Source organism: Nostoc sp., from assembly GCF_036917815.1.
Taxonomy (GTDB): Bacteria; Cyanobacteriota; Cyanobacteriia; order Cyanobacteriales; family Nostocaceae; genus Nostoc.
In genome coordinates, this window is record NZ_JBALEK010000065.1 from 232,099 (window position 1) to 254,313 (window position 22,215).

Sequence of the window (22,215 nt, forward strand, 5' to 3'; positions counted from 1 at the left end):
ACTCCTAACTCCTCATTCCTCATTCCTCACTCCTCACTCCTCACTCTTAACTCTCTACTTCTATGGCTGTAAAAGTTTTAGTTCCTACGACTCTTCAGAGTTTTACTAATAATCAAGCTACTCTAGAATCCACCGGTAGCACTATTGGTGAATTGTTGGAATCCTTAGAAAAAAGCTTTCCTGGTATTAAATCGCGGTTGTGCGATGAAGAAGGTAAGCTACGTCGGTTTGTAAATTTTTACGTCGATAGCGAAGATATCCGCCATTTAGATGGTATAAACACAACTCTTAAAGATGGCGATGAAGTAAGTATTGTCCCAGCTGTCGCTGGTGGTTAATACCAAATAAAATATAAGCCTGACTAGTACCGCAGGGCGGAAGTCAAAAGTCAAAATGAAGACAGCATAAGTTTTTCGGGGATTTAGAATGGTTGGTTTATTTACGCCGTGCTGTACTAGGCAAGTCTTTGAGAGATTGCCTCGTTCCCAGTATCACACTGGGAACGGGCAAATAGAACAAAGTTAATGTGCTTCGTAAGTTTGACCTGATCCCAGATATTTTAGGCAATGCCCACCCTTCAAGAACAGGCGATCGCACTTTGTTTGAGTAGAGTAAATCTTGAGTTTGCTAACATTAACTCAACCTAAAAGATTATAGCGATCGCACTTCTCCCAGATTTGTTGAGTAATCTCCACCGTTTAAGAACAGGCGATCGCACTAATGGCAACGAATATAAAAGGTAAGTAAATCCTAGTAGGCTTAACCTTATATAGAGAAGGGAGATAATTCCCCAATTATCTTGCCCCTGCTTTGGTGCGATCGCCAATATAAACTCCGATAATTTATCTTGTCTATCGAGCGATTGTTAACCACACCCACTCCCCTTTGTTGGGTTGCGCTGTTTTTTAAAAGCAGCCACCTAATATCCCCAAGATTCCACCAGCAATACCAGTCCAGACCCATATTGGTAATTTTTGCATAACAGGCTTTAGAAACACTCCTAATAGACGGATAAAACGGTCGGTTCCCTCACTTTCAAAAACTTAGTGTCTTTTACAGTTCTGTAATTGCTTGATTTATCTTATTAGTAAACTCTAGAGCTTTTTCTTTTTCCCAAACTGCAATGGAGCATGGTAAACTCTTCGCGCCAGCACTATCAACTCTGATTAAGGTTTGGAAACTTGCAATTGCAAGAATAATTCCGTATAGAAATGCAATGAAGCCGAATAGAGAACTTAAATTACCAAAACCAAAAAATATCAGTATCCCAGCCACAAAAAAGCCCCATAGCTTATACTCTGTCGCAGTTGCGATGGTAGATATGTTCCGCAATGGAAATGTTATCAAATTTGTTCCAAGGGGTATCACAAAGAGAACTACGTTGGGTATGCGAGCAATAAAACGTTTATTTGTTACACATACCTTCCATTTGATAAAATTCAATAAAATTGAATAAGAAAATGAAGATTCAGCGATAACTTGCTCATCTTGTCCTAGAGAAATTCCTAAATCTGTGAGACTCATATAGCACTCCTAAATTACTGATCCGAAAACCCTATACCCATCTATTTCTGGAAGATAAAGACTTATGCAAGTGTGGAGAAAATACGCTTTTGAATTTTTGTAGGCAATTTTGCATGAGTTACTCTTCGTCAGAAATAGTAAGCAAATAGGATATCTTGCACTCTGGTACTGGAAGTTTCAGCTATACAGACAAAACTTGTCTGTGCGGGTTTCAAACCGTTGATTTTAGTTAGTCCGCAGACTTAGCTTGTATAACCGCGATTTCTGCCAAGGCTAGATGCAAGATCCGATCTGAAAATTATTTTTAGCTTCATGCTTTTACTACTCTGTCAATTGGTAAACCCTAATTATGCTGAAGAAATGCTTGAATATTTTTGCTTGGTCTACTAGCTTGTTGATTTTCTGGAATAGTTCAGTACTATCTAATACTTCTACTTCCAGTAATTCAGCAGAAGTTACAGATAATGACATAGATGTTGTAGTAACTCAAGACTTGCGTTATCAAAGTACCAAGCCTAGCCAACAGATTGCCCAAGAGATAACAAATAATCGAAATATTAGCGGTCTGTGGATTGGGAAGTTAACTTGTGGACAAACAGACTTTCCTACCTCTGTTACATTTCGTCAAGTTCCACGAGATCCTTTTAATATTAACGTCTTGGCTGATATAGGTCCGAATCCTCCAAATGAAAAGGATATCAAGACTTTCAAAGGTGCTTTTGACCCAAAAAGTTTAGGGATGAGTCTTACAGCACTTATTGACAATCAAATATGGGTTATTTCAGGGCATTTTGACTCAGAGTTAGGCAATTTTACTACTGATAGGGCTATGCCGTGTTCACTTACACTTTATTCGTCAGATAAACGAATAAAGAGTCCAATGATCGTTTATCCTCAAGCCTCTTCCTCTACTACAGAACCTACTCAACCCTCCACCACAGAACCTACTCAACCCTTCATCACAGAACCTACTCAACCCTCCACCACAGAACCTACTCAACCCTCTAAACCCTCGTCATTTCGTAATTCCACTCCATCAGTATCGCACTCAGCAAGATCAACTAATCGGCAATCAAAAGTTTCATTTGCAGGAAAGTGGCAATCAGATTGGGGACTGGTAGTGTTCAATTCAGATTTGACAGGCTATTGGAATCAAGGGAGTGGAGTTGGACAGATTAAAGATGGTACTTACAATCCCAAAACACGCAAGCTCATATTTCACTATTACCAACCTTGGAATGATATGAACGGCACTGCAACATTAATTCTCTCTAAAGATGGCAATCATCTGTCGGGAAATTGGACACAACAGAGGGGTTCTAATCTACCAGGATCGGGTGGTTCAGGTGGATGGACAATGACACGCGATCGCTCTTAATAGTCTATGACTAAATGAGTAGATACTAATGTGATTTATTTTGGAGACAAAGTTTAAACTTTAAACTAATGGCTGAAGAAGTTGCTTTTGTTTAAAGTAAGTGAAAAAATTAGGAATAAACAGCTTTAAGCAAAAAATCTGTGGCTGATTCATCAAGATATTGGAAATTTGTCAAGTTAAATTCCCAAAATAAATGCAGAGTTGAAGTGAGCGTCGCTGCTCAAACTTATTTTCACTCATTATTTACAAATCCAGTTGAAATTGCTGATGCAAAAATTCAGCAGCAACTTTGGCAAAGAATGCATCTGAGTGAAGAAATTGACATAGATGCAGCATACTTGTCTGGAATTTGTCTTCGCTGTTATATATCACATAAAATCGCTCAAGTTTGTTTCGATTTGGGAACAAAGTTTGGTAGTGACAATGGGTTTACTCGTGAAGATTTGTTACCGTATATATTAGATGATGAGGTGCTTTTGACAGCAACAACTCAAAAACCAAGACCTGTATCTTCTTATCAATCCTTAGCGACTACTGTTTTAAAAACATTTGATCCAGCAAGAGGATCGTTAAATACATGGGTAAGTCGTTCTGTTCAACAACATCCAGAAATCAAAAAATTTCTCCTCCAGCATGGCGTTTTTATCATAACTAATTGGGCACTTTTGAATGATACAAACCTCAAGCAGGTAAAACGAATTCTGACTGATATGTATCGTTTAGCAAGTATTGAAATTCAACAAGCCTGTGATTTGTTAGTAAGTTACCACGCAGTTTATCGGGAAGACCGCATAGAACAAAGACTTAGGGGAGGAACTTTACCCTGTCAAGAGCCAACTCCTGAGCAGTTAACTCGCATTGCAGATGACTTACAAACCCGAACTGGTAGAAAACTTCGCACAGAAGTAGTGTTGAATCAACTGAAGGCGATCGCATCCAAACTCAGACAATATCGCATTGCAGCCCAAGGCGGTTATGTTTCGTCTGTTTCTTTAGATGAACCGGATATTCAACCGATTGTAGAACAGCAGCAAATTACTGCCGAGGAGTCAGAACAAAATGAATTTATTACTTTATATCAAAGTCAATTTATTGCCAGTTTAGACGAAGCTATTTCCCAAGTTGTGAATAATTGGATGCAGGAGATGCAACGCAAAAATTCTGCTGTTGCAGATAGTTTTGTTAGTGCTTTATATCTTCATTGCCAAGGTCAATCAATGACTCAAATTGCATCCCAAATTGGGTTAAAAAAACAATATGAAGTGACGCGGTTATTAAAGCTTAAGGAATTGCGTGCCGATATTCGCCAAAAATTCTTACTGATTTTGCGCGATCGCGTTCTCGATATTGCCCAACATTTTGCTAATTCCCAACGCTTGCAAACCCTGGATCAGCAGGTGGAATCGATTTTAGACGAGCAGATTTCTACCATGATTCAAGAAGCAGAATCTGAAGTCAAAATTCCCATTCGTAATCAACCATTACGAAGTTTGTTAGCTCGTCGTCTTGGCTATTATCTCAATTCTCGGAATACTACACTATGTTAAATCAACCGCCACCTCAAGACTTTAGCGATTTCCTAGATTGGCGATCGCTCAACGAATCACGAACAGAACTATTACCACAACATTTGCAACAGGCTGCACGGGTGAGTAAATTGATACACCTGTCAGAACAACGTTGGCAAGTTTATCTTTATAGTTTGGCAGTTTTGGGATTTGAGCAATGGCTCCAAGAACGCGCTCCCGATTTGCGCTTGCAGAGTGATTCTGCCTCAATTTGGCAACCTGCACTGGCAAATTTGCTGGCAGTAGCGTGTAATATCCAAGTTAGTGATTTCAAAATCTGCCTGATAACTGCCAGCAGTTTAACAGATCAACATAGCGTTCCTTTCGCAGCTTTGGATATCCCCCGTTTTGTCGCACATTTTTACATACTGATACAGGTTGAAGAGGAGCAGAAGCAAGTTGCTGTATCTGGGTTTATGAACTACGAGGAGTACCATCGCTATCAACAAACAACGCAACTGAAGATAGACGCAGATTGGACATATACTTTACCCTCAACTTGGTTTAACTCCGATCTAAATACCCTACTGCTGAATCTGCGCTGTCTGCAAGCAGAGGCAATTCAAATGCCTAAAATTATACCAATTACCGAAAATAATCCAATCAAAGAACTGAGACAAAAGCTAACCAAACTAGGATCTCAACTCAAAACTCGGCATCCTTGGGAATTACTAACAGTAAAAGAAGGCACAACATTGTTAAGTAACCCAGAATTAGTGAATTTGGCCTATGAGGGTGCATCTACTAGTGTGACGCAACCTGCAATTAACGTCAGTTTGTGGTTACGCGATCGCATTGATGAATTATCTCAAGAATTAGGATGGATTTTGATCCCATTTCCAGTATTGTCAGCCATGCGATCGCTACAAGAAGAGTTTGACAATATTCGAGCCGGATTAGAACAGCAAGGAGTCAATATTTCCCCAGCTGCGCGGGGTGCTTACCGCAACTTGGAATCGGAACGCGGGTGTTTACGAATGTACGTAATTACCTGGATGCTAACTGAAACCCCAGAAAAACCTGAATGGGTACTGTTAGTTGCCTTGAAACCTCAGCTACAGGCGCAAATCCCGAAAAAATTGAAATTGGAGGTACGCGATCAAACACAGATATTATTTGAGGAATCGCTGCAAGATACAAACCAGAGTATACTTTACGCCCAAGTTGTTGGCGATCGGGATGAGCGGTTTTGGGTGAGTGTGAAGGTGGATGATACTGTATTTGATTTTCCACCATTTGGTTTGGAGTTGGAAGCAGCTATATAAAAGTGATTTATGAGGGTTTTTTAGTATAACCCATACCATTTTTACAACCTTCTAATTGAACTAGCGAAAGTGACACAGGAGCAACATCAAATCGGTGCTGTATTCCTTTCGCGTAGACTATTTAATTCATTTCGTCGTCCTATCAGGTTTTCATCATGCGACAATTGCGTTTTATTTTTATTGGTGTTATTACTTTTCTATTTGTTACAAGTGCAGTTTTTCTGAAAAGGACTGTCTCTGTCCTGCTCTGTGGCGTTCTGAGCTTTAACTCAGCCAGTTGTTATAGTTTCTTGGGCAATTACGGAAAAGCTGATGCTGCTGCACCTCCTAGTACTGCTGTTGTAACCACTAAGGATTTCAGTGTTGTTCAGAAAGACAAACAAAAAATTGCGGGTTGTCTATTTGGAGTCTGTGTAAAGCTACCCAAAATTCCTGGTGTTACTGGTGGAGATCCTTTAGAGGTAGCTAAAGCTGCCATTGTCAAACAGATCGGGGAATCAGTCGGAGTTGGTTCACCACTGCTGTTAGACCAAAAGACAGCTTATCCAGATGTTTCCGATCGAGTCAAAGATTTTCACCCACAGAAATTAACGATTACTTCTGCTGAAGACCTGCAAAAGCCTTTACCTCCAGGGGATTACAGTCTTGATGTGATAGCTTATTGCACCCAATTCTCGATCCATGCACCAGGGCGAGGGCTACCATATAAACTTGCTCCTTTGAAGGGAAAACAAGCACCTGCTATTAGTGCTTTGCTGTCTCGTGGTACTCTGCAAGGTATTGCTCCCGCTACACTGAATGCCGATGCATGGCGGATTCAGGCAGGTTTGCCGTTGAAACAATGGCCACCACAAGATCAAGCCTTAATTCACAAGCTGATTCCTGAGTATGAAAAAGGACTGGAAGGGGACTACCTACAACAGATTGAGAGTACCTACAACCAATTCCGCTTAGTTCCTGGTATCCCATCATTAAATGACCTTCTCACACAATCGGGAGCGCCAGGACAACTTGTACTGCAACTGCGACAAGCACGCCAAACCCTTGCTAATCAGACGATTTCCGCCGAACGATTACCTGATCTGCTTTACGAGCCAACAGGTGATGGCTTACCGCGTGTGCTTCCGCCTTCTCAAGATTCGTCACTGTCGCCTTGGGCAGAAATTAAACCTGGTATTTTTGCTCGATTCACAGTTATTGAAGGAAATCTTGGACGAAACTTGTTTGAGTTTCGAGTTACGCCAAGAGCAAATGCAGCGATAAATAATTCTGATACAGTCGCTACGAAAGGTTTGAATAAGAATCTGCAAGTAAGTGATACTACTACAAATCAAGCAGTTGTCACATTAGCAAAAATATTTGATTACGGGGCAGATGGTGTACTCTTCATTGGATATGCGATCGGTCGTGCAGCACAAGCTCTTATTTCTTTTATTATTCCCGATGCTAAGGCTGATAAAGGAAACTCAAATAATTATTCTAAATATAAATTGACGATTTACGTAGTTGGAGTAGACTATTTTCCAGGAACTCATATTGCAGAACCTGGTGGACATGCGTGGATTAGTCTGTCCGATGGAGAAACTACTAATTACTACAGTTTTACTCCTTTAAAATTCTCACAAGTTCTTTATATACCAATTGCTGTTGCAGGTATTTTACGAGATGCTAAAGGAAGAAAGTATGATGTAGTCAAGGAATATATAATTACTGAAGAAGGTTTTAAGAAGGCACGTCAGGCAATTGTAGATTGGAATGATATCTATAATTTAGAGATACATAATTGTGCAACCTTTGCCGTTACAATTGGAATTGCTGCTGGGGTATTACCTGAAGATATTGGTGTAATTATAAAGAATAATCCTGCCAGCTTGGGTAAATATTTGCAAAATTATTAGGTGTCGAGTAAAGAGGATAAGACAGTCAAAGTCGTAGCTGTAAGTTGGGTTGACGTAAGAAAACCCAACATTCATTAGCTAAAATAAATTGCGATCGCTCTCAACAATGGTTTGTTCAAAGGAGCGATCGCTCTGATACTCGATACCTGTAGAATTAAGTGCGATCACTAGAATAACGAAAAATTTGCCCAGGCGATCATCATCGAATTATCAATCAATTAGCTCAAACAAAGTGCGATCGCCTCCTCTTGCACGGTAGACATCGTTACTTGATTTTGCAGTTATGGATTATTATTCAATTTTTTAACAAATTCACGAGGTTAGTTATGGCATCGCTTCTCGATACCTGTAAAATTAAACAAGAGCGATCGCCTAATATCATAGCAACTATCTTAAATTTCAATATTTCTTTGTTTCCAGTAATTCGGTTTGCGCTTCCCATGCGCGATCGCAATAATCCAAATCACCTCTTCAAGTTCTGTATAAAAAATCAGATAGGGAAAACGTTGAATAGCATAACGACGTATTCTTTCAATCTTGTGTGGGGTTCCTAAACTAGGGTTTTGCTGAATTTTCAGAATAACTTTTTCCACTTCAGAAAGTAAATCTAGTCCCAAGCCTACTTTTTGAGCTTCATAGTAAGCTATTGCAGCATCAAGCTCCTTTTTGGCTTCGGTGTGGATAACAATAAATTTCACGAATACTTTTCTCGTAACTCAGAAAAAACTTGAGATGATGGTTCTCCAATAGCTGTTTGGCGATTAATATCCTCTAAACGTTGGGTTAATTCCGTATCCCAAGCAGTATCTAGATTATCATCTATACCCTCATCTAGAGAATGAATTAAAAAGTAGGCAATTTCAGCACGTTCTTTTGCAGAAAGCTGAGAAAGTTCGAGTTTAAGTTTTTGGGCAGTTTCACTCATGCTTTGGAGTCTCTCCAACAATTCTAATTATTTATCTGATCGTAACTGCTTTACAGGTAAACTGCGATCAGCAGCGATGTCAGCTAAAGTTGCTCTGCAACCGTAGACAATTTTGTCAAAATTCGTTTTCCTTCAGCCCCATTGCGGCGAATCAGACTCAGGTGATCTGTATCTAAAATGTACATTGCTTTTATTCAGCAGTTCTACGCCATTCCCGCCCTAGTCTTTCTGCTTCATCAAAGGTTGGATCATCAGCAGCACTGCCCACGATTTTTTCCCACCATTTCTTTTGTGCCTGGACGGGTGAAGACTGGGACAACTGCAACAGAACTTTAATCTGCGCTATGTCCTGCTCTAGGGTGATGAGGCGTTGTTCGATCTGTTGGGATGTCATAGTTTTACGTCGGAAAATATATGCTTAATCATCAAGCCCACGTTGGATTCCCTTTAAAGCCGCAAAAAAATCTTCATCGTCCAAACTCAGCCCTCAAGTCAGAACCAAGAGTGCCATTTGCGAAATATCTTGTCCAGTGCTTTCAGATCGCTGTCGCAGCAGTGCCTCAACTTTCGGTGGCAGATCGGGCGTAATGGACATTGTTAGTTTTAGCTCGGTGATAGTGGTTTTATTATAGCGATGTCTACGACGATGCTCCCCCTACGCACCTCCTTTGTCTTGCATTGGCTTTGCAGTTGCGCTCTGCGCTAATCTTAGAGAGAATTCATACATCAAAATTAACAATATTAGGACTTACGCAAAAGTAAACGCTGTAGGGGCAATTCATGAATTGCCCCTACGTGAAAATAAGGGTTTTGGCTATTGTTTGCGTAAGTCCTGAATATGTAGATGTGTTGCAGCTTAGTAGTTAGACATCACCCTGATTTTTGATATCTGTCAAATTTAGTAAGAGCGATCGCCTCATCTTGTATAGTAATCCGTGTAGGATATACAAAAAAATCTGTTCCCTATTCACTCTATTGACCAGTAAGTTGATAAATTAAATAGAATGACTAGAGTTGATTAATTATGATTTCTTCTCGTATTTTTAATCTCAAAATTCAAAAAATTGAACAAATTTGTTTATTTGATTTATCTTGGGGAGAAGGCCAAAGATTGACTGTACAGGTTAATTATCCCAACATATTAACGCAACTATATCAAGAGTGGCGACAGGCATATATCAACTTTTATCAGTCCGAACAGATGCGGGGACGGAGAATTGGCGGTGGAATTGCAACTATCACTATAGATTGGCACGCGGAACTTGTGAAGGCAGAAAGCAAGTTGATGTATGAGTTTCATCGTTGGTTACGTAGTGCTGAATTATATGATATTCGTTTATTTATTGCTCAAGCGAGTCAAGAACTTGTAAAAGCGAATTTAGGAGCGAGTGAAGTTGTAAAAGTTTTTCTTACTTGTGCGCCAATAGAGTTAGGCCGTTTCCCTTGGGAAGCCTGGGAAATTGGTACGGAATTTGCTACAACTGGGACGATTCAACTAATTCGCGCACCGTTAAATATTGGCACTGATACAGCAAATGATGGCAAATTCAAACCACGACGCGCCCGTATTTTAGCAATTTTGGGCGATGATACTGGGTTGAATTTTCAAAAAGAAAAAGCAGCGCTCAAGTCTCTACTACGAATTGCAGACGTTACATTTACAGGTTGGCAACCAAAACAAAAAGCAGCCCAAGTTATCCAACAAATTACTGATATAATCACAGATGAACAAGGATGGGATGTGCTGTTTTTTGCTGGACACAGCAACGAAACGGACATGACAGGAGGTGAATTGAGTATTGCTCCCGGTGTGTCTATTTCTATTAATGAAATTGCTCCTCAATTAAGTGCAGCCAAAAAACGCGGTCTTCAGGTAGCAATATTCAATTCATGCAGTGGTTTAAATATTGCTGATTCCTTAATTGATTTAGGTTTTAGTCAAGTTGTGGTGATGCGCGAACCGATTCACAACCGCGTCGCTCAGGAATTTTTGGTGCTATTTTTACAAGGATTGGGGAAACATCTAGATATTTACGAATCAATGATGGCGGCGCGACAATCTTTACGCAGTCATACTTATCCTTCTGCTTACTTAGTACCTTCCCTATTTTGCCATCCAGGAGCCAAATTATTTCGTATTTCCCCTTTTGGCTGGAAACAACAACTGCGGCAGTTATTACCAAGTTATTTGGAAGTTATTGTGCTGTCAGCCGGTCTAATTCTGAGTGGACTTCCCCCTTTTTCAGCAATATTTACTCCTATCGAAGACCAATTGATAGATAGGCGAATGTTTGTCCAGTCAGTTTACCGCCAAGCCACTAGCCAAATTCCATCAGATAAACCTCCAGTTGCATTAATCGAAATTGACAGAGAATCAATTTACCATGCCAATCTCCCTAATTCTCAGTTAATCCCGCTTAATCGCAGTTACATCGCCAACTTAATTGATCGGGTGAAGAATTTGAATGCTGCTGTTGTAGGGGTGGATTTTCTCTTTGACTCACCACAAACAGATCCCCCATCAGGAGATAAAGATTTGAGTCAAGCAGTGCGTCGTGCAGTTGCGGGGAATATGTGGTTAATTTTTGCGGCAGATATGATATCTAATAATAAAGAATTGGGTGTTAATAGTTCAACAGCGATCGCTCAACCCAATTCGACATTACAAGGATATCTCAATGTCATTGGTAGTACTGACAAATATGCTAAGATTGTGGAATTACCTGAATATTATTGCCATCAAAATTGTCCCATTGCATATTTAATGGCACTTGTGCAAACAGCAAAGCACGAGACAAGCGGATTACCCCAGCCGCAAACTCTAGGAGCAACAAGAAATTTACGCACACAATTAATAGATACAATTCAAAAACAACAACCCAAAAAGGGCAATTTATCAGTCTTATTCCAGCTAAGTTATCCTTTGGGATTACAACCTGCGATCGACTACTCCATTCCTCCTAATCGCATTTATACCAAAATTCCCGCTTGGAAATTACTCGAAAACTCAGATCCCAACAAATTTCCGGCAATTTCTCAACAGGTAGTTTTAATCGCTACAGGAGACGACAACCGTTTAGGAAGCGCACTTGGAGAGCATGACTACTCACCAGCACCCTTGGCGATTGAATACTGGACACAGCAATCTTGGCTGACAGGTGGTGAATCATTAGCATACATGATCCACCATTTTCTCAAGCACCGGTTAGTTGTTATCATCCCCAATATCTGGATGATCTGCATAGCAGTGATATCGAGCAAAATTGTGATATTTACACTTAAAAAACCATCATATTTGAGTCCCCAATTACATCAGCAAATCATGCTGACTTCTGTTGGTGGAGTTATCGCCTACGGTATTGCAACGCTGCAAATTTATATATCTGCGGCGATTTTACTTCCTTGGCTTTTACCTTCATCAGTTTTCTTATCTTACATTTTTACTGCTACTAAGAAAAAGCATCATGGATAATCGCCAACCTTTATTTAGTTTGCTACTTCTTCCCCTGGTTGTATCTTTCGGAGGTATCCCACAAAGAGAAAATATTAATATTTCCCATCAGAGTGGTTCTGGACAAATCATTGTGCAAAACACATTGATTGGTTCAATCAACTCATTTTGGCAAAGCAAACCACGCAGAAAACGATTGGGTTCTCGTGGGGGTATATGTCCAGTATCACCAGGTTTGGTTGATACATATTTTATTTGGAGCGATCGCCCCTTATTTTTGTGGTACAGTCCAGAAAAAGAAACTGTCCAAGCCCAATTAATTGTTCGTGACGAAACAACAGAACAAGTGGTGTGGATGCAAATCGTCAACCTCACAGACCAAAAGGTTTTTTATAGCGGTGAAAAATCTCTCGAACCTGGTAAACGCTACCAATGGCAACTATTGGGAAAGGATAATTTTAACATTACATTACCCTCCACATTTGAAATCATGGCTGCAAGCGATCGCAACCAAATCCAAGCAGACTTGCACGGATTAGAGCAAAAACTCAAAGGAAATAAAGCTTCACAAGAAGAAATCGCCCTGCAAAAAGCCGATTACTTTGCCAATTACAAAATCACCCATAAAACTGAAGATGGAATCTTCCACCTTTGGTCTGATTCCTTCGAGTCTCTCTACAAAGTAGACCAACCATCTCCCTCCTTTGTTGCGAAACGTCAAGCAAGTATTGAAGATTTATGTAATTGATATCTTACTACAGCTTTAATACAAACCTCATCTAAGTAAGTGGGCGTGAATAATTCGTAATTAAGTTTTGTAATGGGGATTTAACCCCAAGACAAAACTTGCCGATTATAGAACTGGGGGATTTAAAGGTTCGTAGTAAGGGCTTTAGCCCTGTTTTAACAGTTTGAGCCACTTATACCAATTCACTATGAAGATGCACTTAATATTTATAGGACTTACGCACGGGTTACGGAATAACGAACCGCAGAGGCGCAGAGGGCGCGGAGAAATGAGAGTTTGAGAGATATTTTGCGTAAGTCCTAATTTATTAAACGAACCGCCAAGTACGCCAAGAGAGAAGGAGTAATTATTAAGTGCAAGCTTACGGAGAATTGGTATTACTACGAGCAAATTTAATTAATTTTACATTTTCAAGGATTTAATTAATAATGCCTTTGATACAGAACTTAGTGTCTAAATTTTTCATATCCAGCCTTTTAATACTTGTCACCATACCAGTCAAAGCACAAATTACCCCCGATAAAACCCTTGGCGCAGAAGCTTCCAGACTCACTCCAAATATCTTAATTAACGGACTTTCTTCAGATAGAATTGATGGCGGCGCTCAACGTGGTAGCAATCTTTTTCATAGTTTCACTGACTTTAACGTTGGTAATAGACAACGCGTGTATTTTAGCAATCCATCTGATGTCACAAATATTTTGACACGGGTAACAGGTGGCAATGCGTCAAATATTTTGGGAATTTTGGGTGTTAATGGAAATGCAAATTTATTTTTGATTAATCCCAATGGAATTATTTTTGGCAGCAATGCCAGTTTAGATGTGCGGGGTTCCTTTGTGGGGACAACTGCCAATGCTGTAGAATTTGGCAACCAAGGGGTTTTTAGTGCGACAAATCCCCAAACGCCCCCTTTATTAACAATTGATCCTTCGGCATTATTTTTTAATCAGGTTAACCAAACAGCAGCAATTACCAATCAATCACAAGCACCCGCAGGAGTTGACCTTACAGGTTCTAATGTTACAGGTTTGCGAGTACCTGATGGCAAGAGTTTGCTGTTAGTTGGCGGGAATGTCAATTTAGATGGAGGTGGGCTAACAGCTAATGGTGGCAGAATTGAATTAGCTGGGTTAGCAGCACCGGGGATGATTGGCTTAAATCTTGCGGGTGACACCTTGAGTTTGAGTCTCCCCAACGATGTACAGCTAGGAGATATTTCTCTGAACAATCAAGCTTTAGTTGTTGCCTATGGTGCTGGTGGGGGAGATGTTGTCATTAATGCCCATAATTTAGATATATCTAATTCATATCTGCTGGCAGGAATAGTTGCAGGATTGCCTGATGGTAGTAGTAAAGCCGGAGATATTAAGATTAATGCTGATTCAATTTCTTTATTTAATGGTGGTGAAATAGCTAATTTTACAGCCGCAATAGGAAATGCAGGTAATATTTTTATTTCAGCCCGTAACGCAATTTCTTTAGATGGAGGTTTTATTAACAGTAATATATTACCAGGTGCTGTGGGACGTGGTGGGGATATTAACATTCAAGCCGGAAATATTTCTTTAACAAAGAATGGGATAATTGGCTCTAATAGTGCTGGTAATGGAGATTCTGGCAATATCTTTATTAAAGCCTTGAATGCAATTTCTCTAGATGGAGGTTTTATTACCAGTGGTGTATTAGCTGATGCTGTAGGACGCGGTGGAGATGTTAACATTCAAGCGGGAAATGTTTCTCTCACAAATGGTGGAGCAATCAGTTCTAGCATCTTTGGTCAAGGTAGTAGCGGTACTGTAAATGTTAACGTGGGTGATGCCTTGACAGTTTCTGGTACAGGTAGCCTGATTGCGGCTTTTCTAGATACGGGTGCTGTAGGAAGTGCTGGGGATATTAACATTCAAGCCGGAAATGTTTCTCTTCTAGATGGTGGGGTGATAAATTCTAACAGTTATGGTCAAGGTAATAGCGGTAATGTAAATATTAACGTGCGCGATGCGTTGACAATTGATGGTATATATAGTGGCATCTTTGCTAATTTTGAAACTAGTGCTGTAGGACGTGGTGGGGATATTAACATTCAAGCCGGAAATGTTTCTCTCACAAATGGTGCAGGAATCACTTCTGCCACTTTTGGTAATGGTGATTCAGGGAATATTTCTATTACAGCTCGTAATGCAATTTCTCTAGATAATGTAAATATTTCCAACAATGTTCAGGGTGATGCTGTAGGTAATGCTGGGAATATTGACATTACCACTGGTTCACTTTCTGTAACGAATGGCGCTCAAATAAATTCCTTTACTCGAGGAACAGGAAATGCAGGGAATATAACGATTATTGCCAGTGATGCAGTCACTTATGATGGAGTAAACAGTAATGAATATCACAGTGGCTCATATACTACTGTCAACCCTGGTGCAGTAGGTAATGGTGGAAATATTAATGTCACTGCTAGGTCATTTTCCTTGACTAATGGTGGAGAATTAGTAGTTAGTGTTATTAATGAAGCATTTAATACTCTTCCTAGTGGTCAAGGGATTGCAGGCAATATTAACATCAAAGCCGATACTTTACGCCTCAGCAAAAGTATAATAGCTGCTCAAGCAGTCTCTAGCGATGGTGGTAACATCAATTTAAACCTTTCTGACTACTTACTTCTACGCCACAATAGCCAAATCTCTACTAATGCGGGCACAGCCCAAGCAGGTGGCAATGGCGGTAACATCAACATTAATACACCCTTCATCGTCGCTGCACCTAACGAAAATAGCGATATCACTGCCAACGCCTTCTCAGGTAAAGGTGGCAATATTGACATCAAAGCTCAGAGTTTTTTCGGTATTGAAGCCCGTCCTCAGACATCAAACCAAACAAATGACATTACTGCAAGTTCTCAATTAGGTTTACAGGGACAAGTTGCCATTACACTACCTCAAGTCCAACCAACTCAAGGAATCAACAAACTACCAAGTCAAGTAATTGATGCCAGCAAACAAATTAACCAAAGCTGCCCCAGAAGCCTCAACGCCAAACCTTTGAGTAAATTTATTATCACCGGACACGGTAGTTTACCACCTAGCCCTCTGGAATTAATGGTGGGTACAACCACCCGCATTCCCTTAGCGACTTTAGATGATAAAGCCTCTGGGAATCCTTCACCGCAAATATCTTCAATACCCTCCATCCCTGCAACTTCTCCGACTGCAATGATTGAAGCGCAAGGTTGGATGAAAACTGCTGATGGTAAAATTCTTCTTGTTGCCTATGCACCAAATACTACTCCATCATTCCGCCCAACAGTTGCTGGATGTCCAGTGCCTAACTAGTACTTTGTCAATTTATTTTTCCGGGTTTGTAGTAAGGACTTTAGTGCTTAGAAAAATCAGGACTAAAGTCCTTACTACGAAAAACGTCACCCTTAGTGTTTCGTAGAGAAGCAATGCCAACTTAACAACCATGAGTAAGGTTAAAATCAAACGTTCCCGAAAATATCACCAGCAGTTGTTTTGGTTTGCCATACTGATGATTTTGACAGCTTTGCTTTGTATTTCATCACCTGGCTTGACTCAAACTCCTAATACACCCCAAAGTTTCGATAATACCCGAAACCAATCGGGGCGATCGCTAGAACAGCAAGCACGAAGGCTATATGATGAGGATAAGTTTGCTGAGGCAGCAAAGCTTTTTCAACAAGCGGCGCAGATTTATCAAGCCTCATCAGAACCTATTCGTCAAGCTTTGAATCTGGCTAACCTCTCACTTTGCTATCAACAACTGGGGCGGTGGGATGAAGCTAACAGTATAATTACTAATTCTATTGCTATATTAAATACTGGTAAAAAGGCAAGTCAAGAGAGATTATCCGCACTGGCACAAGCACTCAATATTCAAGGTGGGTTACAACTAGCACGCGGACAAGCTGATATGGCACTAGAATCTTGGGAAAGTGCTACAGCTATTTATACTCAGCAAAACCAGCTGACTCGCGTACTTTCAAGTAAAACCAATCAGGCCCAAGCTTTGCAAAATTTGGGTCTTTATGGACGAGCCGTTTCTTTACTGGCAACTGCCCTAAATTTGCCATCAAATAATATCATAGATCCGGGAAAACTCAAACCTTTTGTCCAAAGGATTGCTGCTTCTGGCGAAAGTGCGATCGCACTGTGTAATTTAGGAGATTCGCTGCGAGTGCTTGGTAACTTAGATTCAGCGATGTTAGTCTTAAAACACAGCTTGGTTTTAGCTAATCAGTTACGTTTAGTTAATATAGTTGCGTTGGCACAACTTAGCCTGGGTAACACTGCTCAAGCTCAAGCTGATTCTCAAACAGCACTTAGTTTCTATCAACAGGCTGCCGCATCATCTCTAGACGCTAATATTCGAGTTCAAGCACAGCTAAATCAACTGAATTTACTCGTTGATACTAAGCAGCAAAATGCAGCTAAAACCTTGTTACTGCAATTAAAACAGCAAGTGCAAGCATTATCTCCTAGCAAAACAGCCATTGAAGCACGGGTAAATCTTGCTCATACAATGATGCAGATGGCGGAAACAACCGAATATCAGATATCTTGGCGTGACATAGCTCAACTCCTGGCGCTAGCAATTCCACAAGCCCAAGAATTAGACAATCCTCGCCTCCAAGCTGATACATTGGGAAGTCTGGGTAGCGTTTACGAGGGAGCCAAACAGTGGCAAGAATCAGAAAAACTGACAGGGCAAGCAGTAGAATTAGCTGAACAAGCTGATGCCAAAGATATTGCTTATCGTTGGGAATGGCAACTGGGAAGGGTAAGGAAAAAACAAGGCAAAATCGAAAGTGCGATCGCTGCTTATAAAACAGCTATCAGTACAATTAAATCATTAAGGATAGATTTAGCATCAGCAAATCCTGATGTGCAGTTTTCTTTTCGCAGTGCAGTTGAGCCAATTCACCGCCAACTCGTTGAGTTGCTCGTGCAATCAAATCAAAAAGATCGTCTGAAGACAGCGCGAGATGTGATTGAAGGATTGCAACTAATTGAACTGGATAACTTCTTTCGAGAAGCTTGTCTCAATGCTAAACCTGAACTTGTAGACCAAGTTGATCGACGAGCAGCAGTAATTTATCCGATCATTTTAAAAGATCAATTAGCAATAATTGTCAGCTTCCCCAAATCTAGACAAAACCCCCAAGGGAAAGCAGATAACACAAAAGAGGTGGATACTCGTGATTTTCGTTACTACAAAGCTGAAACTTCTCAGGAGGAAATCGAGCAGGTAGCATTACATTTGCGAAACTACCTCAATCAATCAAATACCTTTGAATTATTATTGCCCCTACTCCAACAAATGTATGATTGGGTCATCAAGCCTGAAGCTCCAGACCTAGCCGCCAGTAAAGTTGAAACCCTAGTATTTGTTTTAGATGGTGTTCTGCGGAATATTCCTATGGCGGCATTATACGATCAACAACAAAAACAATTTTTAGTTGAAAAGTATAGCATTGCCCTGACACCAGGACTGCAATTATTAGCGCCGAGATCGCGTCAACTAGAGCGACTGGGAGCCTTAGTTGCTGGAGTTAGTCAAGCTCGTCCTGGGTATTCAGCATTACCTAACATCAAGCAGGAAGTGCAAAAAATTGCCTCTGATATGCCTACCCAAATTCTTTTGAACGAGAAATTTACAAGTTCCGCGTTTAAAGATAAAATGTCAACTCTTTCTTTCCCGATTGTACATTTAGCAACTCACGGTCAATTTGGCTCCACACAGGAGCAAACATATATTGTCGCTTGGGACGATCAAATCAAGGTTAAACAACTTAGCAGTTTGCTCAATACAGTCGAACTTTTACGGGGTAAAGCGATTGAACTCCTCGTACTCAGTGCTTGTGAAACAGCTTCAGGTGATGCAAAATCTGCATTGGGATTAGCAGGTATAGCAGTCCGCTCTGGTGTTAGTAGCACTGTGGCTACCCTGTGGCGCGTCAATGATGAAACTTCTGCATTACTAATGAGCCAGTTCTACGACCAATTAGTACAAGCTAGCAAAACAGGTATCTCAAAAGCCGAAGCTCTCCGCCGTGCCCAGATTTCTATTTTACGAAACTCTGAATATAGATCGCCATACCATTGGGCTGGATATGTTTTGCTTGGTAACTGGACTTAGTACTGCTTTTCCTCAAATCGTAGTGTTTTTAAAGGCAGAGGGGCGCAAAGGACAGCGCAGAGGTACGCAGAGGCTTGCTAAATTTATTCGCTAGGAATTAATTAAATGGTGTACTTATGTGGTGTGGGTAGAACAGACTTCCGCAATCTGTTAAAATCTGATTAGGCTTTTGCGATCGCACATCTTTGATGACTTTCGACCTTCCCGACTCTCTCATTCTCGATACAGCCCTTTCGGTATCTGGATTAACTGACTATATCCGCTTGCTGTTAGAGCAAGATGAACAATTGCGGCAAGTTTGGGTAACTGGCGAAGTTTCCAGTGCTAACCACCATCGCAGTGGTTTATTTTTCACACTCCAAGATACCGATCGCACCGCCGGAATTAAGTGTGTGGTATGGAATAGTCAATTGCCAAAACTTGCCCAGATACCCGTTCCGGGTGAGCAGATAATTATTTTGGGCAGCATTCGCGTGTATCCGCAACGGGGAGAGTATCAGTTATCAGTTTGGCAAACTCTACCTGCTGGTGTTGGTTTACAGGCGCTACGCTATCAACAACTAAAAAATCGCTTGCTGGCTGAGGGGTTGTTCGACGCGCAAAGAAAGCGATCGCTCCCCACTCACCCCCAAACCATCGCTGTCGTCACTTCACCAACGGCTGCTGCTTGGGGTGATATTCAAAAAACCCTGAAGCAAAGGTATCCCGGTTTACACGTTTTATTTTCTCCGGCGACAGTGCAAGGTGAGCAAGCGCCAGAATCTATCGTCAAGGCAATTGAGCGAGTGGAAAGAGATGGACGTGCCAAAGTGCTAATTTTATCGCGGGGTGGTGGCGCGGTGGAAGAGTTAGCTTGTTTTAATGATGAACGAGTGGTGCGATCGCTTGCTAGTTGTTCTATTCCGGTAATTACTGGTATTGGCCATCAACGGGATGAATCTTTGGCAGATTTAGTTGCAGATGTATGTGTGCATACACCCACTGCGGCGGCGGAAATGGTTGTGCCAGGACTTTCAGAGTTGTATACTGAACATCGGCAGCGAGTTGTGGTTTTACATGAGGCGGTGCATGACTTTAGGGAAAATGCTGAGAATAAATTGCAAATATTGCGGAATCGTTTGCGACGTTTGCGGTTAGATCGACAAGTGCAGCAAGAGGTGGACAAGTTAGCTTGGAAGCGTCAGCATTTGGTGCAAATGACGACGGGGCGATCGCAGCAAGCAACCCAGCATTTAGAATTATTACGGCAAAAGTTGGCTAGTCTTGATCCGAAAGCGGTGTTACAGCGTGGTTATGCGGTGGTGAGAAGGGAAGATGGGGCGATTGTTCGTTCGGCGGCTCAGTTGGCTGTGGGACAAGATTTAGTGATTCAGTTGGGGCAGGGTGGGGTTAAAGTAAAGGTTATGGAAGTAAACGAACCGCAGAGGCGCAGAGGACGCAGAGAGGTTGATGATTAAACATAAGAGTGCTTCTAGTTCTGAAGAAGGTTGGAATTATGAGGCGAAGGTTGCTGAAATAGAGGGAATTATTACTCGCATTGAGGCGGGTGAGTTGGAATTGTCAGCTGTGTTTGATCAATTTGCAACTGCTGTGGAGTATTTGCGTCAGTGCGAAGGTTTTTTGCAGCAGCGACAGCAACAGGTGGATTTGTTGATTGAAACATTAAGCGAAGAGTAGAAACCAGAGACTTTAATGTGATTTCAGTTATTGGGCAAGTATGTGGAGATTACAACCGCCTTCAACAGATCCTTTGGAACTTAGGTTCAATTTCCGCTTGCTTTGAGTTTTGGGCAATACGAACTGACATTTACAGTATTTTTTTATACTATATATTTAAAGATAAGTATCTGCTCAAGACAACTTGAATCACAAAATGAAATGTCCCAGGTGCGAATCTACTTTATATCGTAAAAATGGTCGTCGGAATGACAAGCAGAATTACCTCTGCAAAAGTTGTGGTAGACAATTCCTTGAGCCTACATTCCCTCCTTCCTTGGAAAGTGACTTGCTTGCTAATAACAATGGGCATACTAAAGCATCTACGGCTGAAGGGACGGAACTTTCTTTGGTAGAAAACCTGCCAGAAGAAAAAGTTACAGAGAAAAGTCTTGGCTCTTTTAGTTTGACATTAGCTGAAGAACTGCTGCAAACGATATTATCGCCTGATTGCCTAGAATCTGCCGCCTTTGGTCAATTGCTACTGAAAATTCAGCAAAAAAACGAAATTCAACACAAGTTAGAAACAGGAATCTCTCTTCTACTTTTGGATGCAGAAAACTTAAAATTAGATATTAATTCCGAATTATTTTTAGCTAGTATATGTGAGTATTCTCTCCAAGTTAAAATGGCATTTGCTAACTGGAGAAATCCCAATATTGGAAAGCAAGATATTGAACTATATAACCGTGGCTATCAACTTATTCATGTACCTGGGGGTAAAGATAGCGCTGATGCCAAAATGATCGCACTTGGTGCTTGTGTTTTACGCTACTATCCAACAGTTAAAGAAATCTTGGTCTGTTCTAGCGATGGAATTTTGATGCACCTCTGTAACGAACTCCAAAATCAAGGATTAATTGTCTATTGGGTACGTAGACAAGGACAAAATTTGCATATAGAAAATCGGAATACTGGCAAATTAACTCATTATTCTTTAGCAATGGGAACAGAAGTTCCATCCTTTGAAAAAGTGGTTGAGCAAATTCAAGATTTAATTAAAACTGAACAAGATTCAATCAATGCTAGATTAAACAGTTTAGTGGCTATTGCCAGTTTATTTCAAGAAAGATGCAATATCAATATCAAAGATAATCCCAAACAACCAGAAATTGAGGAAATAATCCCTGCTCTAGATAACTCATCTATACAATCCATTCAAGAGGAAGAAAAAAAAGAAGATTCTGTGGAAATTTTTAATGGAAAAACATTAGATAAATTACTAGTAAAAATTATTCAAGATATAAATATAAAGTCTCCCAAAACTCAATTATCTGTATCCAAGCTAGGTTCAGAGTTACAGAAAATAACCGGAGAATCTCCTAATTCAATTATCAAAAAATTAAAGTTAGGTTCCAATTTTACCAAATATCTAGAATCATCTCCTACGTTTACATTAAAGGCGAGTGGCAAGGAATATGAGGTAACAGCGCTACTCTGCGAGTAAATATAGCGTTTCTCGACCTAGTTAGGTACACTCCTTTAGGGCACGGCACTGCCGTGCCCCTACACCTAGCGATATAATGTTGTACCGCATCTGAATGGGAACCGCTATAAAATACTTTCTGGATATCTACGTACAAACT

General features: G+C 40.6%; 17 protein-coding genes. 12 read left to right on the forward strand and 5 right to left on the reverse strand.

The features are described 5' to 3' along the window. Positions 1-62: 62 nt before the first annotated feature. Positions 63-338 carry a ubiquitin-like small modifier protein 1 gene (locus V7K97_RS21010; RefSeq protein WP_334802931.1) on the forward strand — a complete coding sequence of 92 codons (276 nt, stop codon included), beginning with the start codon at positions 63-65 and terminating at the stop codon, positions 336-338. A gap of 305 nt (positions 339-643) precedes the next feature. Here V7K97_RS21010 and V7K97_RS21015 read toward each other — a convergent pair whose 3' ends face one another. Both V7K97_RS21015 and V7K97_RS21020 read right to left on the reverse strand, forming a co-directional pair. Then, entirely contained in the window at positions 644-826 is a 183-nt protein-coding gene (locus tag V7K97_RS21015) for a hypothetical protein (protein WP_334802932.1), read from the reverse strand. Between the two features lie 227 nt (positions 827-1,053). Then, entirely contained in the window at positions 1,054-1,524 is a 471-nt protein-coding gene (locus tag V7K97_RS21020; protein ID WP_334802933.1) for a hypothetical protein, read from the reverse strand. A gap of 349 nt (positions 1,525-1,873) precedes the next feature. Here V7K97_RS21020 and V7K97_RS21025 point away from each other — a divergent pair, with 349 nt between their 5' ends. The 4 genes from V7K97_RS21025 (at position 1,874) to V7K97_RS21040 (ending at position 7,633) form a co-directional block, all read left to right on the forward strand. Next, positions 1,874-2,902, forward strand: a complete 1,029-nt coding sequence (locus tag V7K97_RS21025) for a hypothetical protein (protein WP_334802934.1) — start codon at positions 1,874-1,876, stop codon at positions 2,900-2,902. 206 nt (positions 2,903-3,108) lie between these two features. After that, positions 3,109-4,449, forward strand: coding sequence for a hypothetical protein (locus V7K97_RS21030; protein ID WP_334802935.1), 1,341 nt, complete (start codon positions 3,109-3,111; stop codon positions 4,447-4,449). Continuing rightward, on the forward strand, positions 4,443-5,735 hold the full coding sequence (locus V7K97_RS21035; protein WP_334802936.1) for a DUF1822 family protein: 1,293 nt from the start codon (positions 4,443-4,445) through the stop codon (positions 5,733-5,735). Before V7K97_RS21030 ends, V7K97_RS21035 begins: the two co-directional genes overlap by 7 nt. Positions 5,736-5,890: 155 nt before the next feature. Further along, a complete protein-coding gene (locus tag V7K97_RS21040) occupies positions 5,891-7,633 on the forward strand; it encodes a hypothetical protein (RefSeq protein WP_334802937.1) in 1,743 nt (580 codons plus the stop codon). A gap of 392 nt (positions 7,634-8,025) precedes the next feature. Here the strand turns inward: V7K97_RS21040 and V7K97_RS21045 are convergent, their stop codons facing one another. The 3 genes from V7K97_RS21045 to V7K97_RS21055 all read right to left on the reverse strand — a co-directional run bounded on the left by V7K97_RS21045 (position 8,026) and on the right by V7K97_RS21055 (position 8,952). Further along, entirely contained in the window at positions 8,026-8,331 is a 306-nt protein-coding gene (locus tag V7K97_RS21045) for a type II toxin-antitoxin system RelE/ParE family toxin (RefSeq protein WP_334802938.1), read from the reverse strand. Continuing rightward, a complete protein-coding gene (locus V7K97_RS21050; RefSeq protein WP_334802939.1) occupies positions 8,328-8,558 on the reverse strand; it encodes an addiction module protein in 231 nt (76 codons plus the stop codon). The genes V7K97_RS21045 and V7K97_RS21050 overlap by 4 nt, the downstream gene beginning before the upstream one ends. Positions 8,559-8,748: 190 nt before the next feature. Next, positions 8,749-8,952, reverse strand: a complete 204-nt coding sequence (locus V7K97_RS21055; RefSeq protein WP_334802940.1) for a hypothetical protein — start codon at positions 8,950-8,952, stop codon at positions 8,749-8,751. A 630-nt stretch (positions 8,953-9,582) separates the two neighbouring features. Here V7K97_RS21055 and V7K97_RS21060 point away from each other — a divergent pair. The 7 genes from V7K97_RS21060 to V7K97_RS21095 all read left to right on the forward strand — a co-directional run bounded on the left by V7K97_RS21060 (position 9,583) and on the right by V7K97_RS21095 (position 22,076). Continuing rightward, positions 9,583-12,030: a CHASE2 domain-containing protein gene (locus V7K97_RS21060; RefSeq protein ID WP_334802941.1), complete on the forward strand. Its 2,448-nt coding sequence runs from the start codon at positions 9,583-9,585 to the stop codon at positions 12,028-12,030. After that, complete coding sequence (locus V7K97_RS21065; RefSeq protein ID WP_334802942.1) at positions 12,023-12,757, forward strand: hypothetical protein; 735 nt, start codon at positions 12,023-12,025, stop codon at positions 12,755-12,757. The genes V7K97_RS21060 and V7K97_RS21065 overlap by 8 nt, the downstream gene beginning before the upstream one ends. A gap of 428 nt (positions 12,758-13,185) precedes the next feature. Next, positions 13,186-16,089 (forward strand): S-layer family protein, encoded by a 2,904-nt coding sequence (locus tag V7K97_RS21070; protein ID WP_334802943.1) that lies wholly within the window; start codon positions 13,186-13,188, stop codon positions 16,087-16,089. Between the two features lie 130 nt (positions 16,090-16,219). Then, on the forward strand, positions 16,220-18,913 hold the full coding sequence (locus V7K97_RS21075; protein ID WP_334802944.1) for a CHAT domain-containing protein: 2,694 nt from the start codon (positions 16,220-16,222) through the stop codon (positions 18,911-18,913). Positions 18,914-19,101: 188 nt separating this feature from the next. Beyond that, a complete protein-coding gene (gene xseA / locus V7K97_RS21080) occupies positions 19,102-20,370 on the forward strand; it encodes an exodeoxyribonuclease VII large subunit (RefSeq protein ID WP_334802945.1) in 1,269 nt (422 codons plus the stop codon). Beyond that, the gene (xseB, locus tag V7K97_RS21085) at positions 20,363-20,590 is read left to right on the forward strand and encodes an exodeoxyribonuclease VII small subunit (protein WP_334802946.1); all 228 of its coding nucleotides are present in this window, start codon (positions 20,363-20,365) and stop codon (positions 20,588-20,590) included. Before xseA ends, xseB begins: the two co-directional genes overlap by 8 nt. A gap of 196 nt (positions 20,591-20,786) precedes the next feature. Further along, positions 20,787-22,076, forward strand: coding sequence for an IS1/IS1595 family N-terminal zinc-binding domain-containing protein (locus V7K97_RS21095; RefSeq protein WP_442936921.1), 1,290 nt, complete (start codon positions 20,787-20,789; stop codon positions 22,074-22,076). Positions 22,077-22,215 lie beyond the last annotated feature (139 nt).